Source organism: Rhodovulum marinum, assembly GCF_004343075.1.
In the GTDB taxonomy this organism is placed as follows: domain Bacteria; phylum Pseudomonadota; class Alphaproteobacteria; order Rhodobacterales; family Rhodobacteraceae; genus Rhodovulum; species Rhodovulum marinum.
Map to the genome: position 1 here is coordinate 51096 of NZ_SLXP01000008.1, position 23635 is coordinate 74730.

At 70.7% G+C, this 23635-nt stretch carries 27 protein-coding genes; 19 read left to right on the plus strand and 8 right to left on the minus strand.

Translation table 11 applies throughout. The annotated features are described in order from the left end of the window. Positions 1–13: 13 nt before the first annotated feature. The 18 genes from EV662_RS12810 to EV662_RS19915 all read left to right on the plus strand — a co-directional run bounded on the left by EV662_RS12810 (position 14) and on the right by EV662_RS19915 (position 16282). Complete coding sequence (locus EV662_RS12810) at positions 14–2182, plus strand: cadherin-like domain-containing protein (RefSeq protein WP_132463042.1); 2169 nt, start codon at positions 14–16, stop codon at positions 2180–2182. A gap of 20 nt (positions 2183–2202) precedes the next feature. Then, positions 2203–2661 (plus strand): phage tail protein, encoded by a 459-nt coding sequence (locus EV662_RS12815; protein WP_132463045.1) that lies wholly within the window; start codon positions 2203–2205, stop codon positions 2659–2661. After that, on the plus strand, positions 2661–3119 hold the full coding sequence (locus tag EV662_RS12820) for a phage tail protein (RefSeq protein ID WP_132463048.1): 459 nt from the start codon (positions 2661–2663) through the stop codon (positions 3117–3119). Before EV662_RS12815 ends, EV662_RS12820 begins: the two co-directional genes overlap by 1 nt. Continuing rightward, complete coding sequence (locus tag EV662_RS19570; protein WP_165915591.1) at positions 3119–3292, plus strand: DUF5908 family protein; 174 nt, start codon at positions 3119–3121, stop codon at positions 3290–3292. The genes EV662_RS12820 and EV662_RS19570 overlap by 1 nt, the downstream gene beginning before the upstream one ends. Before the next feature lie 3 nt (positions 3293–3295). Further along, a complete protein-coding gene (locus EV662_RS12825; protein WP_132463051.1) occupies positions 3296–3985 on the plus strand; it encodes a CIS tube protein in 690 nt (229 codons plus the stop codon). Positions 3986–3988: 3 nt separating this feature from the next. Next, complete coding sequence (vgrG, locus tag EV662_RS12830; protein ID WP_132463054.1) at positions 3989–5755, plus strand: type VI secretion system tip protein VgrG; 1767 nt, start codon at positions 3989–3991, stop codon at positions 5753–5755. Positions 5756–5768: 13 nt separating this feature from the next. Continuing rightward, entirely contained in the window at positions 5769–6059 is a 291-nt protein-coding gene (locus tag EV662_RS12835; protein WP_132463057.1) for a PAAR domain-containing protein, read from the plus strand. 128 nt (positions 6060–6187) lie between these two features. Beyond that, a complete protein-coding gene (locus tag EV662_RS12840; protein WP_243695845.1) occupies positions 6188–6496 on the plus strand; it encodes a GPW/gp25 family protein in 309 nt (102 codons plus the stop codon). Beyond that, on the plus strand, positions 6496–6684 hold the full coding sequence (locus EV662_RS12845) for a hypothetical protein (RefSeq protein ID WP_132463060.1): 189 nt from the start codon (positions 6496–6498) through the stop codon (positions 6682–6684). The genes EV662_RS12840 and EV662_RS12845 overlap by 1 nt, the downstream gene beginning before the upstream one ends. A 68-nt stretch (positions 6685–6752) precedes the next feature. Beyond that, positions 6753–7349 (plus strand): hypothetical protein, encoded by a 597-nt coding sequence (locus EV662_RS12850; protein ID WP_132463063.1) that lies wholly within the window; start codon positions 6753–6755, stop codon positions 7347–7349. A 382-nt stretch (positions 7350–7731) separates the two neighbouring features. Then, positions 7732–9672, plus strand: coding sequence for a hypothetical protein (locus EV662_RS12855; RefSeq protein ID WP_165915592.1), 1941 nt, complete (start codon positions 7732–7734; stop codon positions 9670–9672). Between the two features lie 56 nt (positions 9673–9728). After that, entirely contained in the window at positions 9729–10340 is a 612-nt protein-coding gene (locus EV662_RS12860) for a hypothetical protein (protein ID WP_132463070.1), read from the plus strand. After that, a complete protein-coding gene (locus EV662_RS12865; RefSeq protein ID WP_132463073.1) occupies positions 10337–11197 on the plus strand; it encodes a hypothetical protein in 861 nt (286 codons plus the stop codon). The genes EV662_RS12860 and EV662_RS12865 overlap by 4 nt, the downstream gene beginning before the upstream one ends. Beyond that, positions 11194–12852 carry a hypothetical protein gene (locus EV662_RS12870; RefSeq protein ID WP_132463076.1) on the plus strand — a complete coding sequence of 553 codons (1659 nt, stop codon included), beginning with the start codon at positions 11194–11196 and terminating at the stop codon, positions 12850–12852. The genes EV662_RS12865 and EV662_RS12870 overlap by 4 nt, the downstream gene beginning before the upstream one ends. Continuing rightward, positions 12849–13364, plus strand: a complete 516-nt coding sequence (locus tag EV662_RS12875; protein ID WP_132463079.1) for a hypothetical protein — start codon at positions 12849–12851, stop codon at positions 13362–13364. The genes EV662_RS12870 and EV662_RS12875 overlap by 4 nt, the downstream gene beginning before the upstream one ends. Positions 13365–14474: 1110 nt before the next feature. Beyond that, entirely contained in the window at positions 14475–15056 is a 582-nt protein-coding gene (locus EV662_RS12880) for a contractile injection system tape measure protein (protein ID WP_132463082.1), read from the plus strand. Between the two features lie 3 nt (positions 15057–15059). After that, the gene (locus EV662_RS19910; protein ID WP_243695846.1) at positions 15060–15704 is read left to right on the plus strand and encodes a hypothetical protein; all 645 of its coding nucleotides are present in this window, start codon (positions 15060–15062) and stop codon (positions 15702–15704) included. A 56-nt stretch (positions 15705–15760) separates the two neighbouring features. Then, positions 15761–16282, plus strand: coding sequence for an ATP-binding protein (locus EV662_RS19915; RefSeq protein WP_243695847.1), 522 nt, complete (start codon positions 15761–15763; stop codon positions 16280–16282). A gap of 367 nt (positions 16283–16649) precedes the next feature. Here EV662_RS19915 and EV662_RS12890 read toward each other — a convergent pair whose 3' ends face one another. After that, on the minus strand, positions 16650–17156 hold the full coding sequence (locus tag EV662_RS12890) for a hypothetical protein (RefSeq protein ID WP_132463085.1): 507 nt from the start codon (positions 17154–17156) through the stop codon (positions 16650–16652). Positions 17157–17265: 109 nt separating this feature from the next. Further along, positions 17266–17451, minus strand: a complete 186-nt coding sequence (locus EV662_RS19575) for a hypothetical protein (protein WP_165915593.1) — start codon at positions 17449–17451, stop codon at positions 17266–17268. 224 nt (positions 17452–17675) lie between these two features. Here EV662_RS19575 and EV662_RS12895 point away from each other — a divergent pair, with 224 nt between their 5' ends. Beyond that, positions 17676–18320, plus strand: coding sequence for a hypothetical protein (locus tag EV662_RS12895; RefSeq protein ID WP_132463088.1), 645 nt, complete (start codon positions 17676–17678; stop codon positions 18318–18320). A gap of 3 nt (positions 18321–18323) precedes the next feature. Here EV662_RS12895 and dxs read toward each other — a convergent pair whose 3' ends face one another. The 6 genes from dxs to EV662_RS12925 are packed head-to-tail and all read right to left on the minus strand — an operon-like array spanning position 18324 to position 23574. After that, complete coding sequence (dxs, locus tag EV662_RS12900) at positions 18324–20249, minus strand: 1-deoxy-D-xylulose-5-phosphate synthase (protein WP_132463091.1); 1926 nt, start codon at positions 20247–20249, stop codon at positions 18324–18326. A 31-nt stretch (positions 20250–20280) separates the two neighbouring features. Then, on the minus strand, positions 20281–21150 hold the full coding sequence (locus EV662_RS12905) for a polyprenyl synthetase family protein (RefSeq protein WP_132463094.1): 870 nt from the start codon (positions 21148–21150) through the stop codon (positions 20281–20283). Then, entirely contained in the window at positions 21150–21392 is a 243-nt protein-coding gene (locus EV662_RS12910) for an exodeoxyribonuclease VII small subunit (RefSeq protein ID WP_132463097.1), read from the minus strand. The genes EV662_RS12905 and EV662_RS12910 overlap by 1 nt, the downstream gene beginning before the upstream one ends. Next, positions 21389–22324, minus strand: coding sequence for a histone deacetylase family protein (locus tag EV662_RS12915; protein WP_132463100.1), 936 nt, complete (start codon positions 22322–22324; stop codon positions 21389–21391). Before EV662_RS12915 ends, EV662_RS12910 begins: the two co-directional genes overlap by 4 nt. 39 nt (positions 22325–22363) lie before the next feature. Beyond that, positions 22364–23068 carry a response regulator gene (locus tag EV662_RS12920; protein WP_132463103.1) on the minus strand — a complete coding sequence of 235 codons (705 nt, stop codon included), beginning with the start codon at positions 23066–23068 and terminating at the stop codon, positions 22364–22366. Continuing rightward, on the minus strand, positions 23065–23574 hold the full coding sequence (locus EV662_RS12925; protein ID WP_132463106.1) for a MarR family winged helix-turn-helix transcriptional regulator: 510 nt from the start codon (positions 23572–23574) through the stop codon (positions 23065–23067). Before EV662_RS12925 ends, EV662_RS12920 begins: the two co-directional genes overlap by 4 nt. Between the last annotated feature and the right edge of the window lie 61 nt (positions 23575–23635).

Sequence of the window (23635 nt, forward strand, 5' to 3'; positions counted from 1 at the left end):
AGGAGAGCCGCTGATGGTCATGAAAACCCCGGGCGTCTACGTCGTCGAGAAGAACGCCTTCCCCAATTCCGTCGTCCAGGTGGCCACGGCCGTTCCGGCCTTCATCGGCCATACCCACAGGGCCAATAACGGCAACGTGCCGCTGCACATGACCCCCTGGCGCATCACCTCGATGTCGGAATTCCACACCTATTTCGGCGGCGCCCCGCACCCGGTCTTCAAGATCGTGCCCTACGATCCCGACGCGACGCCGGTCTCGCCCCTGTCCGACGACGGCGCGAACAAGCCCGCCGCGCTGCCACGCGCGACCTTCACCGCGCAGGGGCCGCGCGGCCCCGAGAAATACGAACTGGTCCAGACCAACACCGCCTATGCGCTCTATGGCGCGATGCGGCTGTTCTTCCAGAACGGCGGCGGGCCCTGCTATGTCGTCTCGATCGGCGGCTATGACGATCCGCTGGATGCCAACGCGATGATGACCGCGCTCGACCGGCTGAAAAAGGAAGCCGAGCCGACCATGGTGGTGATCCCGGAAACCACCCGCCTGACCCGGCAGAACAGCCAGAAGGTCCAGCAGGCGATGCTGGCCCATTGCGGCACGGTGATGAAGAACCGCTTTGCCATTCTCGACATGTTCGCCGGCCACCTGTCGCAACAGGATCCGCTGGGAAACCCGGTGGCGCGCTTCCGCAACGATATCGGGATCAACGACCTGGATTTCGGCGCGACCTATTACCCGTGGCTCAACACCTCGATCTACCAGTCGCGCGATTTCAGCTATGAAAACATCGACCCCGACAGCCGGCAAAAGCTGATCGCGCTGATGAAGCGCAGCGTCGGGCAGGTCACGGAACTGACCGAGGAAATCCGCCGGATCAGCGCGCCCGTGGTGGCGGGCGACTTCACCATCTCGGTGCCCCGGGGCGGCACCGTCGCGGTCACCACCGCCGACATCTCGGCCCGCGACGACCAGAGCGCGGCGGCGGGCCTGACCTACACGGTCGAGGGCGACGCCGCCGCGATGGGCGGCACGGTCCAACTGGACGGCAACGCCGCCGACAGCTTCACCCAGGCGGACCTGGAGGCCGGCAAGGTCAGCTTTACCCATGACGGGCAGGCCAGCGCCGGCCGCTTCGACCTGGTCGTCACCGACGAAGGCGACATCGCCACCGACGCGCTGAAGATCGGGGTCGAGGTGGTCGGCGCCGTGATCGACGCCCCCGCCGTCGCCGCCCGGACCGCGGTGGAAATCGACGTCCCCGCCGATCACCCCGACGGCGACAAGGCCACGGTCAGGCTGGTCGATGCCGACGACGACACCGGCAAGACCCGCACCGTGCCCGAGATCGGCACCTGGAAGGTGGCCAAGACCGGCAAGGTCAGCTTCACCCCCGAAACCACCTTTGCCGGGCCGGAAACCCGCGCGAGTTACACCATCGAGGTCAACGGCGCCCCCACCGCCCCGAACACGCTGCGCGTGCTGATGTCGGGCGTGCCCACCGCCGAACGCCAGGGCGGCCCCTCGCCCGCGACCATCGACAAGACGCTGCGCGCCGTGGTGCCGATGTATGGCGACGTGATGAACGAGATCACGGCGCTGATGAACACCATGCCGCCCGCCGCGGCGATGGCGGGCATCTACACCATGGTCGACAACACCCGCGGCGTCTGGAAGGCCCCGGCGAACGTCTCGCTGAACTCGGTCGTCTCGCCGCGCCTGAACATCAGCCACGAGGAACAAGAGAACCTGAACGTCTCGACCACCGGCAAGTCGATCAACGCCATCCGCCCCTTCGTGGGCGAGGGCACGCTGGTCTGGGGCGCGCGCACGCTGGACGGCAACAGCCTGGACTGGCGCTACATCAACGTGCGCCGGACCATGATCATGATCGAGGAATCGATCCGCCTGGCGTCCAAGGCCTATGTCTTCGAACCGAACACCGCGAACACCTGGGTCACCATGCGCTCGATGATCGAGAATTTCCTGACCTCGGTCTGGAAACAGGGCGGCCTGGCCGGCGCCACGCCCGAGGATGCCTTCAGCGTCCATCTGGGACTGGGCGAAACGATGACACCCGTCGACATCCTGGAAGGGATCCTGCGGATCACCGTCCTGGTCGCCGTGACGCGGCCCGCGGAATTCATCGAGATCACGTTCCAGCAGCAGATGCAGAAATCCTGAGACCGAGGGAGGTTTGAACAATGGCAGATGACGGTTCCGCCCAGTCGCAGACGGTATGGCCGCTCCCCAAGTTCTATTTCCAGGTGAAATGGGACGACACCGAACTGGCCTTCCAGGAGGTCTCCGGGCTCGACATCGAATCCGAGCCGATCGAGTATCGCGCCGGCAACAGCAAGGTGTTCTCCAAGGTCAAGATGCCGGGGATGCTGAAATCCTCGAACATCACCATGAAAAAGGGCGTTTTCGCCACGGACAACGCGATCTTCGACTGGTTCAACGAGATCAAGATGAACACCATCAAGCGCAAGGCGCTGACGATCTCACTGCTCGACGAAGGGGGCAACCCGACCATGGTCTGGAAGGTCCGCAACGCCTTCCCGGTCAAGATCACGGGCACCGACCTCAAGGCCGAGGGCAACGAGGTCGCGGTCGAAAGCATCGAGATCGCGCATGAGGGCTTCACCATCGAGAACGCCTGATGACGGCCCTCGGCGACCCGCCCGTCGCGTTCCATTTCTCGGTGACCTTCCTGGGGGACGATCCGGCGGTGCCGGACATGGCCTTCCAGGAGGTCAGCGGGCTGGACAGCGGATTCGACACCGAAACGGTGGTCGAGGGCGGCGAGAACCGGTTCGTGCACCAGTTGCCGAAACCGGCGAAACACGACCCGCTCAGGCTCCGGCGCGCGCTGACCACGCAGGCCAGCGGGCTGGTGCGCTGGTGCAAGGCCACGCTGGAAACCGACCTCGCCCAGCCGATCAAGCCCAAGGACCTTGTGGTTTCCCTTCTGGATCAGAACGGCGCGCCGGTCGCCAGCTGGTCGGTCGGCCGCGCCTATCCCGTCAAATGGTCCATGGGCGGGTTCGACGCGATGAAGAACGAACTGGCGGTCGAAACCGTCGAACTGGCCTATGCCACGCTGAAAAGGACGCTGTGATGGCGATCGAGATCGGAACCCTGGTGGTGCGCGGCACCTTCGGCACGGCGCCGCGCACCGCCGCCCAGGACGGTCCCGAAGCCGAGGAACGCCTGCGCGCCCTGCGCGAGGAGATCCTCGACGAGGTGCGCGAGATGATGGCCGAGGCCGAGCGGCGGGCAAGGGAACGCTAGGCCATGGCCAGGCTCAAGATCATCCGCTGCAAGATCCAGAACGACCAGATCCGCGAACAGAAGGGCGCCGCCAACACCTTCGAGGCGACGATCAACCCCGAAAGCTATTCGCACAAATACGGGCTCAGCTATTCCGGCACCACCAGGGGCAGCGGCAACCGCCCCGTCGGCAAGGCCGGCACCGTGGCGCGTTTCGCCAATACCGAACCCGAGAAACTGGACTTCACCATTCACCTCGACGGCACCGGCGTCGTGCCCGACACCGGCAAGACCACGGTCGCCGACCAGATCGCCAAGCTGCGCGACATCGTCTACGACTATGACGGCGACACCCACGAACCCAACCCGGTCAAGGTGGTCTGGGGCAAGGGGCTGACCGCGTTCTTCGGCCGGCTCACCGCCATGTCGGTCGACTACACCCTGTTCCACCCCGACGGCACCGCGCTGCGCGCCAAGGTGGCGCTGTCCTTCGTCGATGCCCGCACCGAGGCCCAGGAATCCCGCGAGGCCGCGCGCAACTCGCCCGACCTCACCCATGTCGTGCGCGTGGTCGAGGGCGACACCCTGCCGCTTCTGTGCCAGCGCATCTATGACGACGCGGGCAAGTACCTGGAAATCGCGCGGCTGAACGATTTCGACGGGTTCCGCGCGCTGGTGCCCGACACGCTCTTGCGCTTTCCCCCAATGAGGTAACCCATGGCCGACAGCCCCACCCTAGACGCCGACGGCCCGATCGGCATCACCATCAAGACCGACGGCGCCGCGATCCCCGACACCGCGCAGGTGGCCTCTGTGCGCATCCGGCGCGAGGCGAACCGCATCCCCGAGGCACAGGTCATCCTCGAAACCGGCTCGATCCCCGGGCAGGACTTCGGCGACGTGGACGGCACCGCCTATGCCATCGGCAAGGACATCACCATCGCCGCCCATTACGGCAGCGGCGACCCGGCCACGCTGTTTTCCGGCGTGATCGTCGCGCAGCGGCTGCGCATCGCCGAACCGCGCGGGCCGCGTCTGGAACTGTTGTGCCGGGACAAGGCCATCGCGCTGACCCGCGGGCGCAAGTCGGCGCTTTACGCCCAGATGAAGGACAGCGACATCATCGCCCGGATCGCCTCCGACACGGGGCTGACGGCAGATGCCACCGCCACGCCCGACACCGCCCGCGACCAGCTGCGCCACCACGCGACCGACTGGGATTTCCTGCGCGCGCTGGCCGACCGCAACGGCCACCTGGTGCTGGTCGACGCGGGCAAGATCACGACCGGCCCGCCCGACACCTCTGCCGCGCCCGTCCTCACCCTGACGCTGGGCGAGGACATCATCGAATTCGACGCCGCCGCGAATACCGAGGGGTTGTATGCCACCGCCCGCGGCCTGGGCTGGGACGACACCGCGAAAGACACGGTCGAGGGGCAGGGCGGCGCGCTGCCCGCGCTGACCTGGGGCAACCAGACTGCCACCGGGCTGGCCGAGGTCCCGGCCAAGCGCGAACACCTGTTCACCACGCCCAACCGGCTGGACGCCGCCGAGATCGAGACCATGGCAAACAGCCGTCTGATGCGCGCGTCGCTCTCCGCGCTTCAGGGCCATTGCAGCTTCCAGGGCAGCGGCAGGGTGGCCCCCGGCGACATGGTCGAATTGAAAGGGCTGGGCGCGCATTTCGGCGGCACCGCCTATGTCTCGGGCGTCACCCAGGTGATCGAGAACGGCGACTGGACCACCCGCGCCCATCTCGGCCTGCCCGAGGACTGGCTGACCGACGCGCCCGGCCCGGGCGGCGGGTTCGCCGCCGGGATCACCGCCCCGATCCACGGGCTGCACATCGCCACCGTCCTGCAAATCCACGAAGACCCCGACGCGCGGCTGCGGATCAAGGTCGAACTGCCGCTGATCGGCGACCAGCCCGCCCAGGTCTGGGCGCGCATCGCCCAGCCCTATGCCTCGGGCGGGGCCGGCATCCAGTTCATGCCCGAAATCGGCGACGAGGTGGTGATCGCCTTCCTCAACTCCGACCCGAACGGCCCGGTGATGGTCGGCGCGCTGCATAACGGCCAGACCGACCAGCCGCACACCCCCGACGCGGAGAACACGCTCAAATCCATCGTCACCCGCGAACAGCTGAAAATCCAGTTCGACGACGACAAGAAGATCATCACCATCGAAACCCCCGGCGGGCACAGCGTCACGCTGGACGACGACGCCAAGACCGTGACGATCAAGGACACCACCGGCAACACCGTCGAACTGTCCGAAAGCGGCATCAAGATGGACAGCCCCAAGGACATCACCATCTCCGCCGCCGGCAATATCGACATCACCGCGTCGGGCGACGCCACGCTCTCGGGGATGAACGTCACCGCCAATGCCGACATGCAGATGACCGCCAAGGGCGGCGCGGCGGCGGAACTTTCCGCTGGCGGGCAGACCACCGTCAAGGGCGCCATGGTGATGATCAACTGAAAGGACCGACCCCATGCCCCCCGCCGCCCGCCTGACCGACATGCACACCTGCCCCGCCGCGAACGGCCCCGTGCCCCATGTCGGCGGCCCCATCGTCGGCCCGGGCGAACCGACCGTGCTGATCGCCGGGATGCCGGCGGCGGTAATGGGCGACACCTGCACCTGCGTCGGCCCGCCCGCCACCATCGTCAAGGGCTCGTCCACGGTGATGATCGGCGGCAAGCCCGCCGCACGGATGGGCGACAGCACCGCCCATGGCGGCAGCATCGCCACCGGCGCACCCACCGTGTTGATCGGGGGCTAGGCGATGGCGCGCGACGATCCGTCTTTCCTGGGGCGCGGCTGGGCCTTCCCCCGGCCTTCGACGGGCGCAGCGGGCGGCCCGCCCTGGTCGAGGCCGAGGACGACATCGCCGAAAGCCTGCGCATCCTGATGGGCACGCGCCCCGGCGAACGGGTGATGCAGCCCGATTACGGCTGCCGGTTGCACGATCTGGTCTTCGACCCCATGACCGCCGAGACCGAGGCCGAGATCGAGGTCGCGATCACCCGCGCGATCCTGTTCTTCGAACCGCGCATCGTGCTGAATTCGGTCCAGGTCGCCGACGACTGGCGCGCGGGCACCCTGCGCATCCGGCTGGAGTTCCGCGTGCGCTCGACCAATGCCCGGCACAACCGCGTCTTCCCGTTCTACCGCACCGAGGGCACGCTGATCTCCGCCCCGCCAGAGCCGGGGACGTGATGGCAGGGGGCGGCAGCACGCCGATGGGCAAGGGCCGCGAGGTGCCCGAGATCCGCTCCGCCTTCGAAAGCGCGCTGTTCGGCACCAAGGGACAGGCGGGACCGCCCCGCCGCTTCGGCGGCGCCTTCCTGGTGCAGGGCGACGCGGGCACGATCACCGGCGTGTTCCTGTCCGGCGAGGGGGGCTGACCCGATGCGCGCCTTGCCCCATCGCCACCCTTATGCCGCGCCCCACCGGAACCGGGAAAGCCCCGCCCATGCCTGACCCCTGGCCCCAGATGCGCGTCTCGCCCGGCGCGCGGGCCGATGCCCGGCTTCCCGCGGCGCTCGACCCGATCGCGCTCCGGGTGCGCCCGGCGACGCTGGCCGAGGATTTCGCCGCCGCCGGTCGCCGGCTGGGGGCCGAGGTGCCGCCGCTGGCCCGCCTGTTCCTGGACGAACCGGCCTACCTGCTGGCCGAGATCCTGGCCTTCCGCCCCGAGGATGCCGAACAGGCCTTCGACATCGCGCTTGACAAGGCGCCCGAAACCGCGCCCGCCCTGGTCCGCGCGCTGGCGCTGCGGCTGGGCGACTGGGTCGCGCGGATCAAGGCGCGGCTTCCGGGGTTGTCGGATGCGCGCCCCGCGCGGGTGATGCAGGCGGTGCTGACGGGGGCGCCCGGCGCCGACCGCGCCGCCGCCACGCCCGCCGACCCGCTGGCCCGCCTGCACCTTGCCACCGCCCGGCTGCGCAGCACGCACGCACTCCTGCGCAACGCCGTGGCCAGCCTGCAACCCGCCGCCGCCCGCACCTTCGAGGCGCGGCTCGCCTCGGCCGGATCGACCCGGCGCTGGGCCTCTTGCTGGCCGAACTGACGGCCGCCCGCGACATCGACGCCGCGATGAACACCTTCGCCGCCTGGCACATGCGGTTCTATTACGGCCAGATCATCGGCCAGCACCCCCGCCCGGCCAGCCGCGAAAGTGTGCTGTTGCACCTGCCGCCCAGCGCCCGGCCCACCCATATCGCCCAGGGCACGCCCCTGCGCGCCCGCACCGCCGACGGCACGGTCCAACGCTTCATCACCGAAACCCCGGTCAGCGTCAGCCCCGCCCGCGTCGCCTCGACCGCGGTGCTGGTCTATGACACCGACCCGAAAATCTCGTTCAACGCCGCGCTTGCGGGCATCACCGACATCCGCGCGGCCCGCTATCCGCCGGGCCCACGCCCGACCCCGATACGCCCGACCCCGAGGTGGTGCTGGCCCTGCGTTCCGATCCCGAATTGCTGGCCGCCTTCGGGCTGGACGGCAACAAGGCCCGGCTTGATGCCATCGCGCGCGAGGTGGGCGCGCTGGCCGCAAACCGCGGCGCCCGCCCGTCACTGGCCCTGCTTTACGAGGTGCTGGCCCGCAACGTGCTGGACCTCGACCCGCTGCGGGTTCTCTTGGGCCGGATCGTCGCGCTGGCGCTGGTCGAACGCGAACCCCTGCCCGAAGGCGCCTATTGGGACATGCTGCAATCCAAGATCGACACCTGCCGCGACCGGCTGGGCGCGCAGACCGCGGACGGCTCCAGCGCCTCGATGATCTTCGAAACCTTCGCCCGCACCCCGGACGGGCGGCTGGTCTACACGCTGGACGACATCTTCCAGAAACTGCTGGGCGATGCTTTCACCCTGCGGCTGACCACCCCCGCCGGCCCTCGCGCCGCGACCTGGACCCAGATCCTGCCCCATGCCGAGCCGGGCGCGGGCGGGCTGTGCTTCCGGATGAAGCTGGATGCCGCGCGGCCCCCCGTCACCGCCCCCGAGGGCGCCGAGGCGCCGGTGCTGTCGATCCGCGCCGCCGACAGCGCGCGGATTTGCCCGGTCTCGATCTTCGAACGCTACCGCGTCACCGCCATCGGCTTTTACGTGCGCGCCGAGGGGCTGACCGATGTCTTCGCCTTTTCCGATGCCGGGCCGGTCGCCACCGACCAGACCTTCCTGCCCTTCGGGCCGCGCCCTGTGGACGGGGCCAGTTTCACCATCGGCGCGTCAGAACTGGCGCGCAAGCCGGTCACGGAAATCGGCCTGGGGCTGACCTGGGCCGCCCTGCCCGGTGCGGGCGCGGGCTTTGGCGCGCAGTATCGCCACTATCCCGACATCGACGCGCTGCCCAACCCCAAGCTGCGCGTCGACTACCTGGGCGGCGAGGGCTGGACCGCCTTGACCGAGGCGCCGGTGCCGGGCCAGCCGGTGCCCGCCGCCGCCCCCGTCACGCCCCGGGAATTCCGCTCGCGCCAGACGATGCGCGCGGGCGCGGTGCGGCTGACGCTGTCAGGCACGGCGGACGGGTTCCATGCCGGGCGCTACCCGCTGGCGCTGGTCCGCGCCATGCGCACCCAGCGCCTGCCCTTCGTCCAGCGCCCGGTGCCGCCCGAACCCTTCGTGCCGCGCGCGGCGGGCCTGACGCTGTCCTATGCCGCCGCCGACCGGATCGAGCTGAACGCCCCCGACACCGCCGATCCCGGCGAACGCGCCGTGCAGGTCTCGCCCTTCGGCCGGGTCGAACTGTTCCCCCGCCGCACCCGGCCCGAAGTGACCCTGTTCCCGCCCCGGCTGGGCTATGGCCACTTGTTCATCGAACTCGACGGCCCGCATGCCACCGGCCCGCTGGCTCTGTTGTTCGACATCGCCGCAAGCGGGCACCTGCGGCTGGTGCCCGACCCCAACCCCATCGCCTGGTTCTACCTGACCGCCGCGGGCTGGGCCGCGCTGCCCGCCACCGCCGTCCTGTCGGACAGCACCGCGGGGCTGATGCGCTCGGGGCTGGTGATGATCGACCTGCCCGAGGACGCCGCCCGCAACGCCCCCGACATGCCGGGCAAGGGCGTCTGGATGGCCGCGGTGGCCACCCGACCGGGCCTCGATGCCTTTCCGGCGCTGTCGATGGTCGCGACCAACGGCCTGCGCGTGATCCGCGCCGAGGATGGCACCCGGCCCGCCCCCGATGGTCCCGCCCGCGCCTGGAGTTTCGAGACACCCCGGCCGGGGCTGGGCGCGATGCGCGAAATCGCCCTGCCCGCCGCGATCCGCCCCCCCGAGACCGACCGCCACTACATCGCCCGCGTCTCGGAACGGCTGCGCCACCGCAAGCGCGCGGTCACCCCCTGGGACATGGAACGCATGGTGCCGGAGGAATTCCCCGAGGTCTGAATGGCGAATGCCTGCCGCACCTGACCCGGCACCGGCCCGGCCCCACCCCGGGCGAGGTGACGCTGGTCGCGGTGCGCCGCGCACCCGAAACGGGCACCGGGACCTGGGCGCCCCGCGCGCATCTCTTCGACGTCAACACCCTGCGCCGCATCCGCGACTTCCTGGCCGCCCACGCCCCCGGCTTCGCCCGGATCGAGGCGGTGAACCCCGCCTTCGAGCGGCTTCAGGTGCGGGCCACGCTGGCCTTCGACGCGTTCCGCGATGACGGCGCGATGGCCCGCCGCGTGAATGCCGAGATCGCCCGCTATCTTTCCGTCTGGACCGCGCCGCCCGCCATGGCCCGCTTCGGCTGGTCGCTGAACGCCCGCGCGCTCTGCGCCCATATCGAGGCGTTCGATTTCGTGCGCGGCGTCACCGATTTCTCGGTGCTGCACCTGTCGGGCGACGACGACGGCACCTATGCGCTGCTCGATACCGCGCAGTCGGACGGGCGCGGCCCGCACGGCCCCGCGATCCGCCCCGCCCGGCCCTGGAGCCTGCCGCTCTCGGTGCGCGACCACGCGCTGGCCACCGCGCCCGAGATCCGGCCCGAAGACCCGGTCCAAAGCGGCATCGGCCGGCTTTCCATCGGCGACATGTTCATCGTGCGGCAAAGGACGAACCCGTGACAAAACAGGATCGCACCACCCTCAAGTCCTTCTTCCGCGATGGCGCGCTGCCCACCGCCGAACATTTCCGCGACCTGATCGACAGCGGCGTGAACCAGGTCGAGGACGGCTTTGCCAAGACCCCCACCGACGGGCTGAAACTGACCTCGGTCGGCGCCTCGCTTCGGGTGACCAGCCTGTACCAGGGCCTGTCCAGCCCCGCGCCCTCCTGGGTGATCGACCACGGCGACACCGCCGACGGGCAGGACCCCGGCGCGCTGCAGTTCCGGCCGATGTGGGGCGACACCCCGCCCCCGCCCGACACCGACCCCGGCGCGCCCGCCTCGCACGGGCTGTGCCTGACGCGCGACGGACGCGCGGGCGTGAACGTGGCCGATCCGCTGTGGCGGCTGGACGTCGGCGGCGTGGCGCGGATGGCGGGCCGCGTGGGCGTCGCCACCGACACCATTCCCGACATCCCCGCCGATGGCGACTGGCACGACATCACCCCGGCGCTGACCGGCTGCCAGGCGTTCGAGGTGATGGCCGGCGCCGGCGGCGAGGTGACCGAGGGGCGCTATGCCCTGCTGCACGCCATCGCGATGAACGCCTACCACCCGCGCAACCCGATCCTGAACTGGCTGTTCGGGCGGCGGCGCATCCGCGCGCAGACCGCCGTCTACGGCAGCTATGCCGACCGGCTGCGCCTGCGCTGGGTGGCGGGCGATGAACGCCACCATTTCCGCCTGCAACTGCGTTCCAACGCCGATTACGGCGCGTGCAAGCGCATCCGCTATTACCTGACCCGGCTGTGGTTCGATACCCGGATGGAGGGCGCGCGCAGCCCCCGCACCGACCTTGACGAGGGCCTGCTGTGACCGACCCGACCCCGCCCGATTTCGCCCCCCTGCGCGAACGCGGCATCCGCGCCGCCCAGGACGCCTCGGGCGAGGTCTGGACCGATTACAACCTGCACGACCCCGGCGTGACGCTGCTGGAACAGACCTGCTTCGCGCTGACCGAGGTCGGTTATCGCAACGCCCACCCGGTGCGCGACCTGCTGACCGGGCCGGACGACACGCTCGACCACGACGCCGCCGGTCTGTTCGACCCGGCCCGGATGCTGCCCACCGCGCCGGTGACCGAACAGGACCTCGCCGCCGCGATCACCCGGTCCGACCGCATCGCTTGCGCCGTGGTGCTGCGCAGCGGCCACAAGGGGCTGTACGAGGTGCGGGTGATCCCCGAACCCGACCCGAACGATCCCGACCCCGACGCCGCCGACGCCGCCGCCCTGGCCGAGGCGACGCGCATCTTCCGCGAGAACCGGCCGCTCTGCTGCGATCTGGATGCGGTGCGGGTCAGCCGCCGCCGCCCGGTGCGCCTGACCGGCGAGGTGGCGATCACCCCCACCGCCGCGCCCGAACGCGTGGTCGCCGAGATCCTGTATCGCGTCGGCGCGCTGCTGCGCGGCCAGGCCGATCCCGCTGGCGACGACCGGAAAGGTCCGGCGCGACGGGCGGTGGCGCGGCTTCGACCGGCCGCCGGTCGACACGCTTTTACCGATGATCTACCGCACGCCCGGCGCACCACCGCCGCCGGTCCCGCGCCGCCCCACCGCCGGATCGAGGTGCTGGACCACCTGATCGCGCTGCAGGGCGAGGAAATGCCCGCCACCCGCCACACCGGCCTGCACCATTACCGCAGCCGCGCCGAACGCGAACGGGCCGAGATCGACCGGCACATCACCTTCCTGCGCGCGCTGCCCGACGCCAATTTCGCCCGCAGCACCGCCCCCCATGGCACCCGCGCGGGCGGCTTCCTGGCCAAGCTGGCCCTCTTGGCCGACCTGCGGGTGGCGCAGGGCGGCGACCTGGCCGGGCCGATGGCCGCCTTGGGCCTGGCGCTCGACCCCGACGCCTGCCCGCCCGACCCGGCGCTCGACCGCGCCGACCTGCCCGCTTCCGGCGATCCGATGGCCCTTCTGATGCCCCGCGACCCCACCGCGCCGCCGCTCGTGGACGAGGCGCTGCTGATCGCCTCGCCCTTCGTGGCGGAGGGCCGCATCGCGCCCGCGCTTTTCACCCGCGCCGCCGATCCCGCCGCCTATCTCGTGGCCCCCGACGGCGCGGGCGGGCACCGCGTGCTGTTCGACCCGGGCACGGGGCAGGGGCTGTATCCCTGCGGCCAGCTCCCCCGCCGGGCCGGGGCCGACCTGTTGGCCAACCGGTTGCGGAACGGCTGGCGCGCCCTGCACGAAAGGTGCGAGGGGCTTTATCTGGTCGAGGACATCCTGCTGCGCGCCCGCACCCAGGGGTTCGCCCCCCATGTCGCCGCCCTCGTGCTGACCGGCTGGACCGCCCGAACCGCGCGCCCCGATTTCCGCGCCCATGTCGAGGCGCTGGTCGCCCGCCTGTCCCCCGCCCATGTGCTGATCCGTCCGCTCTGGCTGGGGCTGGACCAGATGGCCCGTCTCGACCGCGCCGCCGCACGGCTCGACGCGCGCAACGTGGTCCGCGAGGCGCAGGCATGAGCACGGCGCACCCGTCCCCCCGGCCCGTGGCGCCCGGCCCGCGCCACCGCATCGGCGAGGTCATCGCCGAGATCCACGTCGCCCGCCCGCGCGGCCCGCTGTCTGCACCCGACCTGCTGCTTACCGCGCTTCGGCGCGAACTGTTGCCCGCGCTCGCCCCCTGCCTTGATGGCCCGCGCCTGGCCGGGCAGGCTGTGCAGGTCGACCGGCTGGAAATCGACCTGGGCGACTGGCCCGACGATCCCGACTGGGACGCGGTGCGCGCGGCCTTCCGCGCCGCGCTCGAATCCGCGCTGGCCCCGTATCTGCACGCCCGTCCTCCGGACCTTCTGGCGGACCTGCCCGCGCGCCCCATTGCCCCCGACGAACACCCCTCCGCCGCGCAACACCCGCTCGATCATGCCCGGACGGCCCCGGGCCAACCGCCCCCCGCCACCGCGGCCACCGATCCGGTGGCGCCGCCTCCGCCGCCCTTCACCGCGCCGAACCATGGCTTGCCCCCCGCGCCCTGACCGACGCGCTGCGCAAGGCCCTTCAGACCGACCCGGCGCTGGCCGCCGAAGTCTTCCCGGCCCGCGCCCAAACAGGCGAATTGGGCCGAAACAGAGACCAAACCGGCACAGATGCACAGGGGCCGGCCCCATCCCCGGACCCTGTTCCCGCCCTGGCCGAAGCACTGCGACGGGCCCTGCGAAACGACCCATCCCTTGCCACGGCACTGGCCCGAACGCGCGCGCCCCGCGAAGACAGGACAGGCGCGCCCCCGTCCGAAACCCACGTCCTGACCCGGGCCCTGCGCGCAGCCCTGCGAAACGACCCCGACCTGGCCGTGGCGCTTGGGGTGGCGGACCTGGCCCGACAGGACACGCCCGATACCGTGCCGGGCGGCCGCCGTGCCGAGGCCGCCGAAACGGTGCACGATCCGGCCCTGCGCGCGGCGCTGGATGCGCTGACGCGCGCCCTGTCCACCGCCCCGGAAAACCGCTTTCCACACGCCACCCGCGCGCTTCGCGTGGCGCTGGATGCCTTGCCCGCCGACGACCTGGCCCGGCTTGGAAAGCGGCTCTGTTTCGGCCCGTTATTGCCCCCGGACGGGCAAACCGGCCCAAGGATCGCCCGGCTTGCCCAGCTGCTTTCGGCCCCGCCGCTGACCGACACGGCGCGCGCCGCGCTGGCCGGCAACCTGTGGCGGCTGTTGCGCGCGGCCGGCCATGACGAAACCGCCGCGATCCGCGCGGCCCAGGCGATGACCGCCCGGCTGGCGGCCCGAACCAGCCCCGGCGCGGCACGGCGACCGCGCGCCCGAAACCGCCGCCGCCCGGCCGGGGCGCACCGCCCGCCAGCACCGGCGCGCTGGCCGCGATCACGCCCCTTCTGTCCGAGATGCTGCGCGCCGCCCCCGCCCCGGTGCCGCCCGACTGGCAGGCCGCGCTGGCGCTTCTGTGGGCGGCGCTGCCCGGCACGTCGCCGCAGGCCGCCACCCGCCCCGCCGACACGGCCGCACCGCCCCTTGCGCTGGCCGCGGCGGACCCGGCCTTCTGGCGGCTTTTGCTCGCGCAGGGGCTGGCCCCGCGCGGGCGCGGCTGGGCTATCCGCTGCCCGGCGTGCCGCCCGCGCTGCGCGTGGAAACACGCGCCGCGCTGGACCGGCTGCAGGGCACCCCCGCCGCGGACCCCACCCCCGCGGCCCCGACGGGCGACACCCTGGCCGAACCGACCACACGGGCCGGGCTGGTGCTGTTTCACCCCTTCCTCGTGCTGCTGTTCCAACGGCTCGACCTGCTGGACGACGCCCGCCGCATCCGCCCCGGGGCCCGGCTGACCGCCCGCGCCGCACTGCGCGCCCTGGCGGACCCGATGCCCGGCCCCGCGCGCCTTACCGATCCGATCGAACGCGTCCTTCTGGGCCTGCCGCGCGGCTGGGTGCATCCGGGCACGCCCGACCCGGCGCCGCCCGCCCCCGACCTGACCGACAGCCTGACCCGCGCGGTGATCGACCGCTGGGGCGCGCTGGGCCAGACCGCGCCCGAGGGGTTGCGCGAAACCTTCGTGCGGCGCACCGGAACGCTGACCGAAACCGATACCGGCCCGCGCCTGGCCGTCGATCCCGGCCCCTTCGACATGCTGCTTGACCGCCTGCCCTGGGGCCTGTCCACCGTGGCGCTGCCCTGGATGGCACTGCCCCTGACGGTGGAGTGGAGGTAACCGATGGCCGACACCGCCCGGCCCCTGGCCGGCCCCGACACGACACCACACGCCAAGGCCATCGCCGCCGAACTGGCCTGGCTGGCCGAGGTGATCGAGGCCCGGCTGAAACATTTCTTCGAGGGCCGCGCGACCCCCTTCGCGCCGCCCCCCGCGCCGCGCCCCGACCCCGTTTCCGCGCTGGGGCGGCTGATCCTGGCGCTGGCCATGGCGCCCCATGTGAATTCGGCGATCCTCGACCCGTTCTTCGTGCGCAACACCGCCATCGCCCGGGTGTTCTCGCAATTCGGCGGGGTCCATGCCGAGGCGGGCGCGTTCCAGCCCACCGCCGAGACCGCGCTGTTCCTGCTGGCCGGTGCCGATACCGCCGCGCGCATCGCCGCCATGGCGCTGTTCGACCCCGACCACCCCCTGCGCCGGCTGGCGGGCGTCACCCCGGGCGGCCCGCAGGCCCAGGCGCTGACCATGCCCGTGCACCGGGTGATCGCGCTGTGCGAGGGGCGCCCGCCACGGTCCGACCTGTCCCCCGGCTTCCCGGCGCAGCGGCTGAACACGCGCCTGACCTGGGGCGACTGGGGGCTTGCCCGCCATGTCGGCCACGGGTTCAAGGCGCTGTTCTACGGCCCCCCGGCACCGGCAAGACGCTGACCGCGGCCCTTCTGGGCCAGCGCACGGGGCTGGATGTCTAGCGGATCGACCTGTCGATGGTGGTCTCGAAATATATCGGCGAGACCGAGAAGAACCTCGGTCTGGTGTTCGACATTGCGGCCGAGCGCGAATGGATCCTGTTCTTCGACGAGGCCGACGCGCTGTTCGGCACGCGCACGGCGGCGACGAACGCCCATGACCGCTATGCCAACCAGGAAGTGTCCTACCTGCTGCAACGGATCGAGGATTGCCGCAGCCTGATGATCCTCGCCACCAACCTGCGCAGCAATATCGACGACGCCTTCTTCCGCCGGTTCCAGATGGCCATCGGCTTCGCCCGCCCCGACGCGGCCCAGCGCGAGCGGATCTGGCGCGGGCTGCTGGCGGACGTGCCGCTGGCCGGCGATGTCGATATCGCGGACCTTGCCCGCCGCCACGACCTTGTCGGCGGGTCGATCACCAATGTCGCGCGCCACGCCGCGATCACCGCGATGCGCCGCGGCGCCGACCGCGTGGGCACGGACGACCTGCACCAGGCCGTCGCCCGCGAGCTGCGCAAGGAGGGGCGGACCACATGACCCCAACCAGGACCCTCGCCCGCCTGTGCCTTGCCCTGCTGCTGGCGCTGATCCTGCCCCTGGCGGGCGCGGGCCGCGCGGCGGCCGATTGCGCCCAACTGCTTTCCACCCCGGCCCAGCCACCCGGCTATGACGTGGCGCTGGTGCAGGCCGGGCTGCGCACCGCGCTGCGCGACGACAACAGGCGGCTGAGCGACGCGCTGATCGGCAGCTATACCCGCGATGCGTTGGAAAAACTATGCCGCGGCGTGCCGCGCGCGGGGTCGGTACCCGACACGCTGGCCACGCTGGAACTGCCCGTTGCCTATGGCCGGCTGACCGCGCTTTTGCCCGACTGGTCGGCGCGGTTGCTGGCCCCCGGTTTCACTCAGGCGCTGGCCGCCGACCGCACCGCCCCGCTGCGCCTTGCCGCCACGCCCGAAATGGCGGCCGCCGTGCGGGACGAACCCCGCGTCGAACCGGCCGAGGACGCCCCGCCAGAACAGCCCCAGCCGCCGCAACTGGGCGTGACCGACGCCACCGCCCAGGCCGTGCTGGACACGATCACGACCAAGGCGTTCAAGGACACGCTGTACGAAAAACTGGCCACCCGCGCCTCCAACGCCGAACTGATAAAGGGCGAGGTGCGCGCCCTTCTGAACCCGCTGGTCGAGGACGAGGTGCGCCGCATCGGCGGCACCCAGATGACCACCACCTCGACCGCGATCCGCGAAACCTGGTCCCTGACCCCGCCGCTGGAAGATGCCGTCGCCCAGATCGCCCGGATCGGCCCGCTGGGCGAAGATCCGACCGCCGCCGACCTGCAAACCCGGCTGACCGCGCTGGTCGGCGTCGAATACCCCACCCACCAACTGTTCCAGGCCGCGCGGCGCACCCTGCCGCCGCCCCCGGCCAGCCCGCCGGGGCCTCGCCGCGCCCATCGCCGGCGATTGCGGCTGCGTCGCCGACCGGGTCTATCCCGGCACGACCGATGTCTACGGCTTCTACCCGTTCAGGCTGGCGCCCCCCGCACGGAAACCGGGCGCCGACCCTGCGGCCCCGGACGCCGACCCGCCCGCCCCCGTCACCGTCGATTTCGCGCTGTTCAGCGATGTCGCCTTCTGCGGGCTGGAATTCGCGTTCCAGTACCCCGACCGGTCCACCGACGCGCGCAACCTGGGCCTCGTCAATCTCGGCTTCTGGACCGCGGTGCGGCGCGATTTCATCGCCTCGGCGCATCGCCACCGCGCCCGCGCCGCGCGGCCCACCCTGTTCGACAGCATGCAACCCGACGGTATGACGCTGATCTTCTAGGATTACCGCGGCGACCCGGCGACCGACCCCAACGTGGGCAACCTGGTGAAACTGGTCACCCGGGTGCAGAACGCCATCGGCCCGCGCGGCCAGCGCGTCAATGTCGGCTTCGACTTCGATCTGGTCGCCGCCTCGGGGCGCGTTCCGGGGGCTGGAACGCTCCGAGGTGCTGCGCAGCATCATTCCCGTGGTGCCGCCGGGCGGGCATGAATTCGTGTTCTCCCGCCCCAGCGCGGGCGAGGCGCCCGATCCCGCGAACCGCAAGTTCAGCCAGTTCAGAGACGATATCATCTATTTCGAGGACGCGTTTTCCGGCGTCGGCTTCTGGCCCGTGCCGCGGCCCGACGCGCCCGAAACCGCCGCGCTGATGCAGGTCGTCACCGAGGAATGGGTCACCGGCATCCTGCCCGCGCCGCTCGCCGTGTTCGAGCCGCGCGCCCAGGCCGTCTGTTCCTGGGCCTGCCCGAACCGGCCCTACCTGGCGCTGTCGGCGATGGCGGCCTTCGCGGTGGTCGCGCTGTTGACCTGGCGGTCCTATTACAGCGGGCTCGTGGAAAAGATCGCCTTCCGCTGGAAAACCGTCTGGATCGGCACAGGCGGGGTGCTGGCGGCGTTGGCGCTGCTCAGCACCTGCGACGCGGGCGCGACCTGGCCGCCGATCCTGCTGGGGCTGCTGGTGGCGCTTATGGCCGGGATCCTCGTCTTCGACGTGATCCAGCGCGCGCGGAACGGGCCGAAACCCTGAGCGTTACGCCCGTTTCGCGGCCGCCCCCACGCCCAGAACCTCGATCACCTTGGCCTCGATATCGGGGGCGTTCAACTTGGCCACGGCGTACATGTCCGCGGGGCTCGCCTGGTCGATAAAGATATCGGGCAGCACCATCGAGCGGAATTTCAGCCCCGAATCGAACACCCCGTTCTCGGCGTACAGCTGCGCGACATGGCTGCCGAAACCACCCACCGCGCCCTCTTCGACCGTGATCACCGCCTCGTGGTCCCGCGCCAGCCGCAGCAGCATGTCGGTATCCAGCGGCTTGGCGAACCGCGCATCCGCGATCGTGGGCCGAATACCCGCCGCGCCCAGCGCCTGCGCCGCCTCGCGCACCTCTTTCAGCCGCGTGCCGAAATTGACCAGCGCCACGCGCTCGCCCTCGGCGATGATCCGGCCCTTGCCGATCTCAAGGAGCGTGCCCTTTTCCGGCAGGTCCAGCCCCACGCCCTCGCCCCGCGGAAAACGGAAGGAAATCGGCCCCTCGTCATGGGCGACCGCGGTGGCCACCATGTGCATCAACTCGGCCTCGTCGGCGGCGGCCATCACCACGAACCCGGGCAGGTTCGCCAGGAACGCCGTGTCATAGGCCCCCGCATGCGTCGGCCCGTCGGCACCCACCAGCCCGGCCCGGTCGATGGCGAACCGCACCGGCAGGCGCTGGATCGCCACGTCATGCACGATCTGGTCATAGCCCCGCTGCAAGAACGTCGAGTAGATCGCGCAGAACGGTTTCTGCCCGCCCGCCGCCAGCCCCGCGGAAAACGTCACCGCGTGCTGTTCGGCGATGCCCACGTCGAAACACCGCTCGGGGAACCGTTCGGCGAACAGGTTCAGGCCCGTGCCGTCCGGCATCGCCGCCGTCACCGCGCAGATCTTGCGGTCGCCGCGCGCCTCGGCGATCAGGGCGTTGGCGAACACCTTGGTATAGCTGGGCGCATTGGCCGGGGTCTTCTTCTGCTCGCCCGTGGCGATGTCGAACTTCGCCACCCCGTGCCCGCAATCGGGCGCGTTTTCCGCGGGCGCGTATCCCTTGCCCTTTTTCGTGATCGCATGGATCAGCATCGGCCCCGTGGCCCGCGCCTTGACCGTGCGCAGGATCGGCAACAACTGGTCCATGTCGTGCCCGTCCACCGGCCCGACATAGGAAAAACCCAGTTCCTCGAACAGCGTGCCGCCCACGGTGATGTGCTTGACCAGGTCCTTGGCGCGCTTGGCGCCCTCCTGGAACGGCGCGGGCAGGAAGTTCACCGCGCCCTTGGCCATCGACTTGAATTCCTGGAACGGCGCGCCGGCGTACAGCCGGTTCAGATAGGTCGACATGGCGCCGACGGGCGGCGCGATCGACATCTCGTTGTCGTTCAGGATCACGATCATCCGGGTGCCCAGGTGCCCGGCATGGTTCAGCGCCTCATAGGCCATCCCCGCCGACAGCGCGCCGTCGCCGATCACCGCGATGGCGTCGCCCACGCCCGCCTCGGGGGCCGATCCCAGGTCGCGCGCCACCGCATAGCCCAGCGCCGCCGAGATCGAGGTCGACGAATGCCCCGCCCCGAAGGCGTCGTATTCGCTTTCCTTCATCTTGCAGAACCCCGACAGCCCGTCCTTCTGGCGCAGGGTGCGGATGCGGTCGCGCCGCCCCGTCAGGATCTTGTGCGGATAGCACTGGTGGCTGACATCCCAGATCAGCCGGTCGCGCGGCGTGTCGAACACCGCGTGCAGCGCCACGGTCAGTTCCACCACGCCCAGCCCGGCCCCCAGGTGCCCGCCGGTTTCCGACACGGCGGCCACCGTCTCGGACCGCAACTCGGTCGCAAGCTGCTTCAGTTCGGCATCCGACAGCCCCTTGAGGTCGGTCGGGCTGGACACGCGGTCAAGCAGCGGCGTGGTCGATTGATCGGTCAAGACGGGTCTCCCTTCCGGGACGGTGCGCGTTTCAGGTTTCCCGGGCAATAACGAAGCGGGCGGTCTCCCGCAAGATATCGGCCCGGGCACCGAACGGGGCCAGCGCCTCGCAGGCCTCGTCCACCAGGGCGTGCGCCCGCGCCTTGGCGCCATCCAGACCCAGCAGCGAGACGAAGGTCGCCTTGCCTGCATCCGCATCCTTCTGCACCCGCTTGCCGGTCTTTTCCGCGTCGCCCTCGACATCCAGGATGTCGTCCGCGATCTGGAAAGCCAGCCCCAGCGCGGTCGCGTAGGATGACAAGGGCGCGATATCGGCCCGGCCCAGCCGCGCGCCGGCCTCGGCCGACCAGCGGATCAGCGCGCCGGTCTTGTTCGCCTGCAACTCGGTGATTTCCGCCAGCGTCAGCGGCCGCCCGGCGGTTTCCGCCGCGATGTCCTGCGCCTGCCCCAGAACCATCCCGTCGATCCCCGAGGCACGCGCCAGCGAGGCCACCAGGTCGATCCGAACGCCCGGGTCCGGGTGGCAGGCCGGGTCGGCCAGCAGGTCAAAGGCCAGCGTCTGCAACGCATCCCCGACCAACAGCGCGGTGCCGTCGTCCCATTTCACATGCACCGTCGGCTGGCCCCGGCGCAAATCGTCGTCATCCATGCAGGGCATGTCGTCATGCACCAGGGAATAGGCATGCACCGCCTCGATGGCGGCCGCCGCATGCACCGCGTGATCGGCCGGCACGCCGTACAGCGCCGCGCCCTCGATCACCAGGAACCCGCGCAGCCGCTTGCCCCCCGCCACCGCATAGCGCATCGCATGCGTCACCGGCTGGTCGGCGGCATCGGCCAAAGCCTCCATCAGCCGCGCCTCGATCAGCCCGGCGGCGTCCTGCAACTGCGACTGGAACATTACATCCCCTCGACGGGCGTGGTGCCGGTGGGGGTGCCGTCGGCGTCCAGCGTGATCTGGGCGACCTTTTCCTCGGCTTCCTTCAGCTTCTTCTCGCAATGCTTCTTCAGCATGGCGGCCTTTTCCGAAAGGTCGATCGACTCTTCCAGCGGCACGTCGCCCTGTTCCAGCGCCGTCACAGCCGCCTCCAGCGCCTTCATCGCCTCTTCGAAACTCATCTCGGAAACCGGCTTGTCGGTCATGCCCCACGCTCCATCAGCACCCGCACATGGGCCGCCACGCAGGCGGCCAGCGCATCCAGATCATAGCCGCCCTCCAGTGTCGAGACCACCCGCCCGCCGCAGGCCGCGTCCGCGATGTCGCACAGCCGCTCCGTGACCCAGGCGAAATCCTCCACCCCCAGGTCCAGCTGCGCCAGCGGGTCGGCCCGGTGCGCGTCGAACCCCGCCGACAGGATCAGCAAGTCCGGCGCAAACGCCGCCAGCCGGGGCAGCACTTTCGTCTCTATCTCGGCCCGAAACCGTTCCCCGTCCGTGTGCGGCGGCAACGGCACGTTCAGCACGTTGTCATGCGCGCCGCGTTCCTCGGGCGCGCCGGTGAACGGGAACAGCGGCATCTGGTGGGTCGAGACATACAGCGCGCGCGCCTCGTCCCACAGGATGTCCTGCGTGCCGTTACCGTGATGCACGTCGAAATCCATCACCGCCACGCGCGCCAGCCCGTGGTGGTCCAGCGCGTATTTCGCCGCGATCGCCGCGGTCGAGGCCAGGCAGAACCCCATCGCGCGGTTGGCTTCCGCGTGGTGGCCGGGCGGGCGCACCGCGGCAAAGGCGTTGCCCACCTCGCCCGCCAGCACCATGTCAACCGCCTTCAGCGTGGCGCCCACCCCGCGCCGCGCGGCGTTCATCGACCCCGGCGACACGAAGGTGTCGGGGTCCAGCTGCGCCATCCCCGTGGCCGGGATCGCGGCCTTCAGCATGTCCAGGTACCCCGCGCTGTGCCCGCGCCGCAACGCGGCCTCGTCGGCCAGCGGCGCGGCCACGCGCACCAGCAGCGCGAATTCGGGCGTGGTCAGCGCTTCGTTCACCGCCTCGATCCGGGCGACGCGTTCCGGGTGGCCGGGCGGGGTCACGTGGCCCAGGCTGTCGGGATGGGAGATCAGCGCGGTGGTCATGGGCCAAAGGCTAGGGGCCGCCGCCGCCCCGGGCAAGCCTCAATCCGGCGCCAGCATGTAACCCGCGCCGCGCACCGTTTGCAGGTATCGGGGCTGTTTAGGGTCTGATTCCAGCTTGCGCCGCAGCCGGGTGATCTGCACGTCCACCGCGCGTTCCTGCGCCTGGCCCCCGTCGCGGGCCAGTTCCTCGACCAGCCGGGTCCGGCTGACCGCCTCGCCGGGGCAGGCGGAAAAGATGCGCATCAACTGCGCCTCGGTGGCGGTCAGGCGCACCCGCTCCTCGCCCGACCACAGCTCGCCCCGCCCCACGTCATAGCGCACCGCCCCAAGGTGCAGCACCTTGGGCAGCTCCGCCTCGGCCTTGCTGGCCGGCACCCGGCGCAGGATCGCGTTGATCCGCAACAGCAATTCCTTGGGCTCGAACGGCTTGGCCAGGTAATCGTCCGCCCCCGCCTCCAGCCCCGCGATCCGGTCCGAGGTTTCGCCCCGCGCGGTCAGCAACAGGATCGGCGTGGCGATCTCCTCGCGCAGGGCGCGGGTCAGGCTGATCCCGTCCTCGCCCGGCATCATCACGTCCATCACGATCAGGTCGAATTCCAGCCCCGCCAGCAGTTTCCGCGCATGCGCCGCATCGCGCGCGGCACTCACCCAGAACCCCTGCCGTACCAGGAACTTGCGCAGCAGCTCGCGGATGCGCGCATCGTCGTCGACAATCAACAGGTGGATTCCGGTCTCGTCGCTCATCGTTCGGTCAGCCGGTTGAAATGGCGCCGCATCTCCGGGTCCATCATCGCCTCAAGAACCTGCCGGAACCCCGCGACCGCCGCCGGCCCCGCCGCGCGATAGGCCGCGCGCATGCGTTCGCGCTGAGCATCCGACAGCTTCTGTTCCAGCGCCTCGCCCGCCTCGGTCAGGTACAGGTGCCGCTCGCGCTTGTCGCGCTGGCCCACCCGCGCCTCGACCAGCCCGTCCTCGACCAGCGCGCGCAGCACCCGGTTCAGCGATTGCTTGGTCACGCCCAGGATCGCCAGCAGGTTGTTCACCGTGGTCCCCGGCGCCCGATGGATGAAATGGATCGCCCGGTGATGCGCGCGCCCATAGCCGTGCTCCTCCAGGATGCGGTCGGGATCCGCGGTGAACCCGCGATAGGCGAAGAACATCGCCTCGATCCCTTTGCGCAATTGCTCGTCGGTCAGGTACAGCAGGCTCTCGCCGCTTTTCTGGGCCACCGCCGGTCCACCTTGGGCCATACCCCATCCCCAATGTTTCAACACTGACCAATTGTTACGCGATCTTATGTCAGCCTTGTTG

What these genes read in the sequence shown, in the direction of transcription:
- EV662_RS12845 (WP_132463060.1), top strand. Translation starts at nt 6,496, where the DNA reads ATGGCAGGGGGCGGCAGCACGCCGATGGGCAAGGGCCGCGAGGTGCCC.
- EV662_RS12840 (WP_243695845.1), top strand. Translation starts at nt 6,188, where the DNA reads ATGGGCACGCGCCCCGGCGAACGGGTGATGCAGCCCGATTACGGCTGC.
- EV662_RS19570 (WP_165915591.1), top strand. Translation starts at nt 3,119, where the DNA reads ATGGCGATCGAGATCGGAACCCTGGTGGTGCGCGGCACCTTCGGCACG.
- EV662_RS12875 (WP_132463079.1), top strand. Translation starts at nt 12,849, where the DNA reads ATGAGCACGGCGCACCCGTCCCCCCGGCCCGTGGCGCCCGGCCCGCGC.
- EV662_RS12820 (WP_132463048.1), top strand. Translation starts at nt 2,661, where the DNA reads ATGACGGCCCTCGGCGACCCGCCCGTCGCGTTCCATTTCTCGGTGACC.
- EV662_RS19915 (WP_243695847.1), top strand. Translation starts at nt 15,761, where the DNA reads ATGGTGGTCTCGAAATATATCGGCGAGACCGAGAAGAACCTCGGTCTG.
- EV662_RS12905 (WP_132463094.1), bottom strand. Translation starts at nt 21,150, where the DNA reads ATGTTCCAGTCGCAGTTGCAGGACGCCGCCGGGCTGATCGAGGCGCGG.
- EV662_RS12850 (WP_132463063.1), top strand. Translation starts at nt 6,753, where the DNA reads ATGCCTGACCCCTGGCCCCAGATGCGCGTCTCGCCCGGCGCGCGGGCC.
- EV662_RS12910 (WP_132463097.1), bottom strand. Translation starts at nt 21,392, where the DNA reads ATGACCGACAAGCCGGTTTCCGAGATGAGTTTCGAAGAGGCGATGAAG.
- EV662_RS12835 (WP_132463057.1), top strand. Translation starts at nt 5,769, where the DNA reads ATGCCCCCCGCCGCCCGCCTGACCGACATGCACACCTGCCCCGCCGCG.
- EV662_RS12915 (WP_132463100.1), bottom strand. Translation starts at nt 22,324, where the DNA reads ATGACCACCGCGCTGATCTCCCATCCCGACAGCCTGGGCCACGTGACC.
- EV662_RS12815 (WP_132463045.1), top strand. Translation starts at nt 2,203, where the DNA reads ATGGCAGATGACGGTTCCGCCCAGTCGCAGACGGTATGGCCGCTCCCC.
- vgrG (WP_132463054.1), top strand. Translation starts at nt 3,989, where the DNA reads ATGGCCGACAGCCCCACCCTAGACGCCGACGGCCCGATCGGCATCACC.
- EV662_RS12920 (WP_132463103.1), bottom strand. Translation starts at nt 23,068, where the DNA reads ATGAGCGACGAGACCGGAATCCACCTGTTGATTGTCGACGACGATGCG.
- EV662_RS19910 (WP_243695846.1), top strand. Translation starts at nt 15,060, where the DNA reads ATGGCCGACACCGCCCGGCCCCTGGCCGGCCCCGACACGACACCACAC.
- EV662_RS12895 (WP_132463088.1), top strand. Translation starts at nt 17,676, where the DNA reads ATGTCGGCTTCGACTTCGATCTGGTCGCCGCCTCGGGGCGCGTTCCGG.
- EV662_RS12925 (WP_132463106.1), bottom strand. Translation starts at nt 23,574, where the DNA reads ATGGCCCAAGGTGGACCGGCGGTGGCCCAGAAAAGCGGCGAGAGCCTG.
- EV662_RS12825 (WP_132463051.1), top strand. Translation starts at nt 3,296, where the DNA reads ATGGCCAGGCTCAAGATCATCCGCTGCAAGATCCAGAACGACCAGATC.
- EV662_RS12810 (WP_132463042.1), top strand. Translation starts at nt 14, where the DNA reads ATGGTCATGAAAACCCCGGGCGTCTACGTCGTCGAGAAGAACGCCTTC.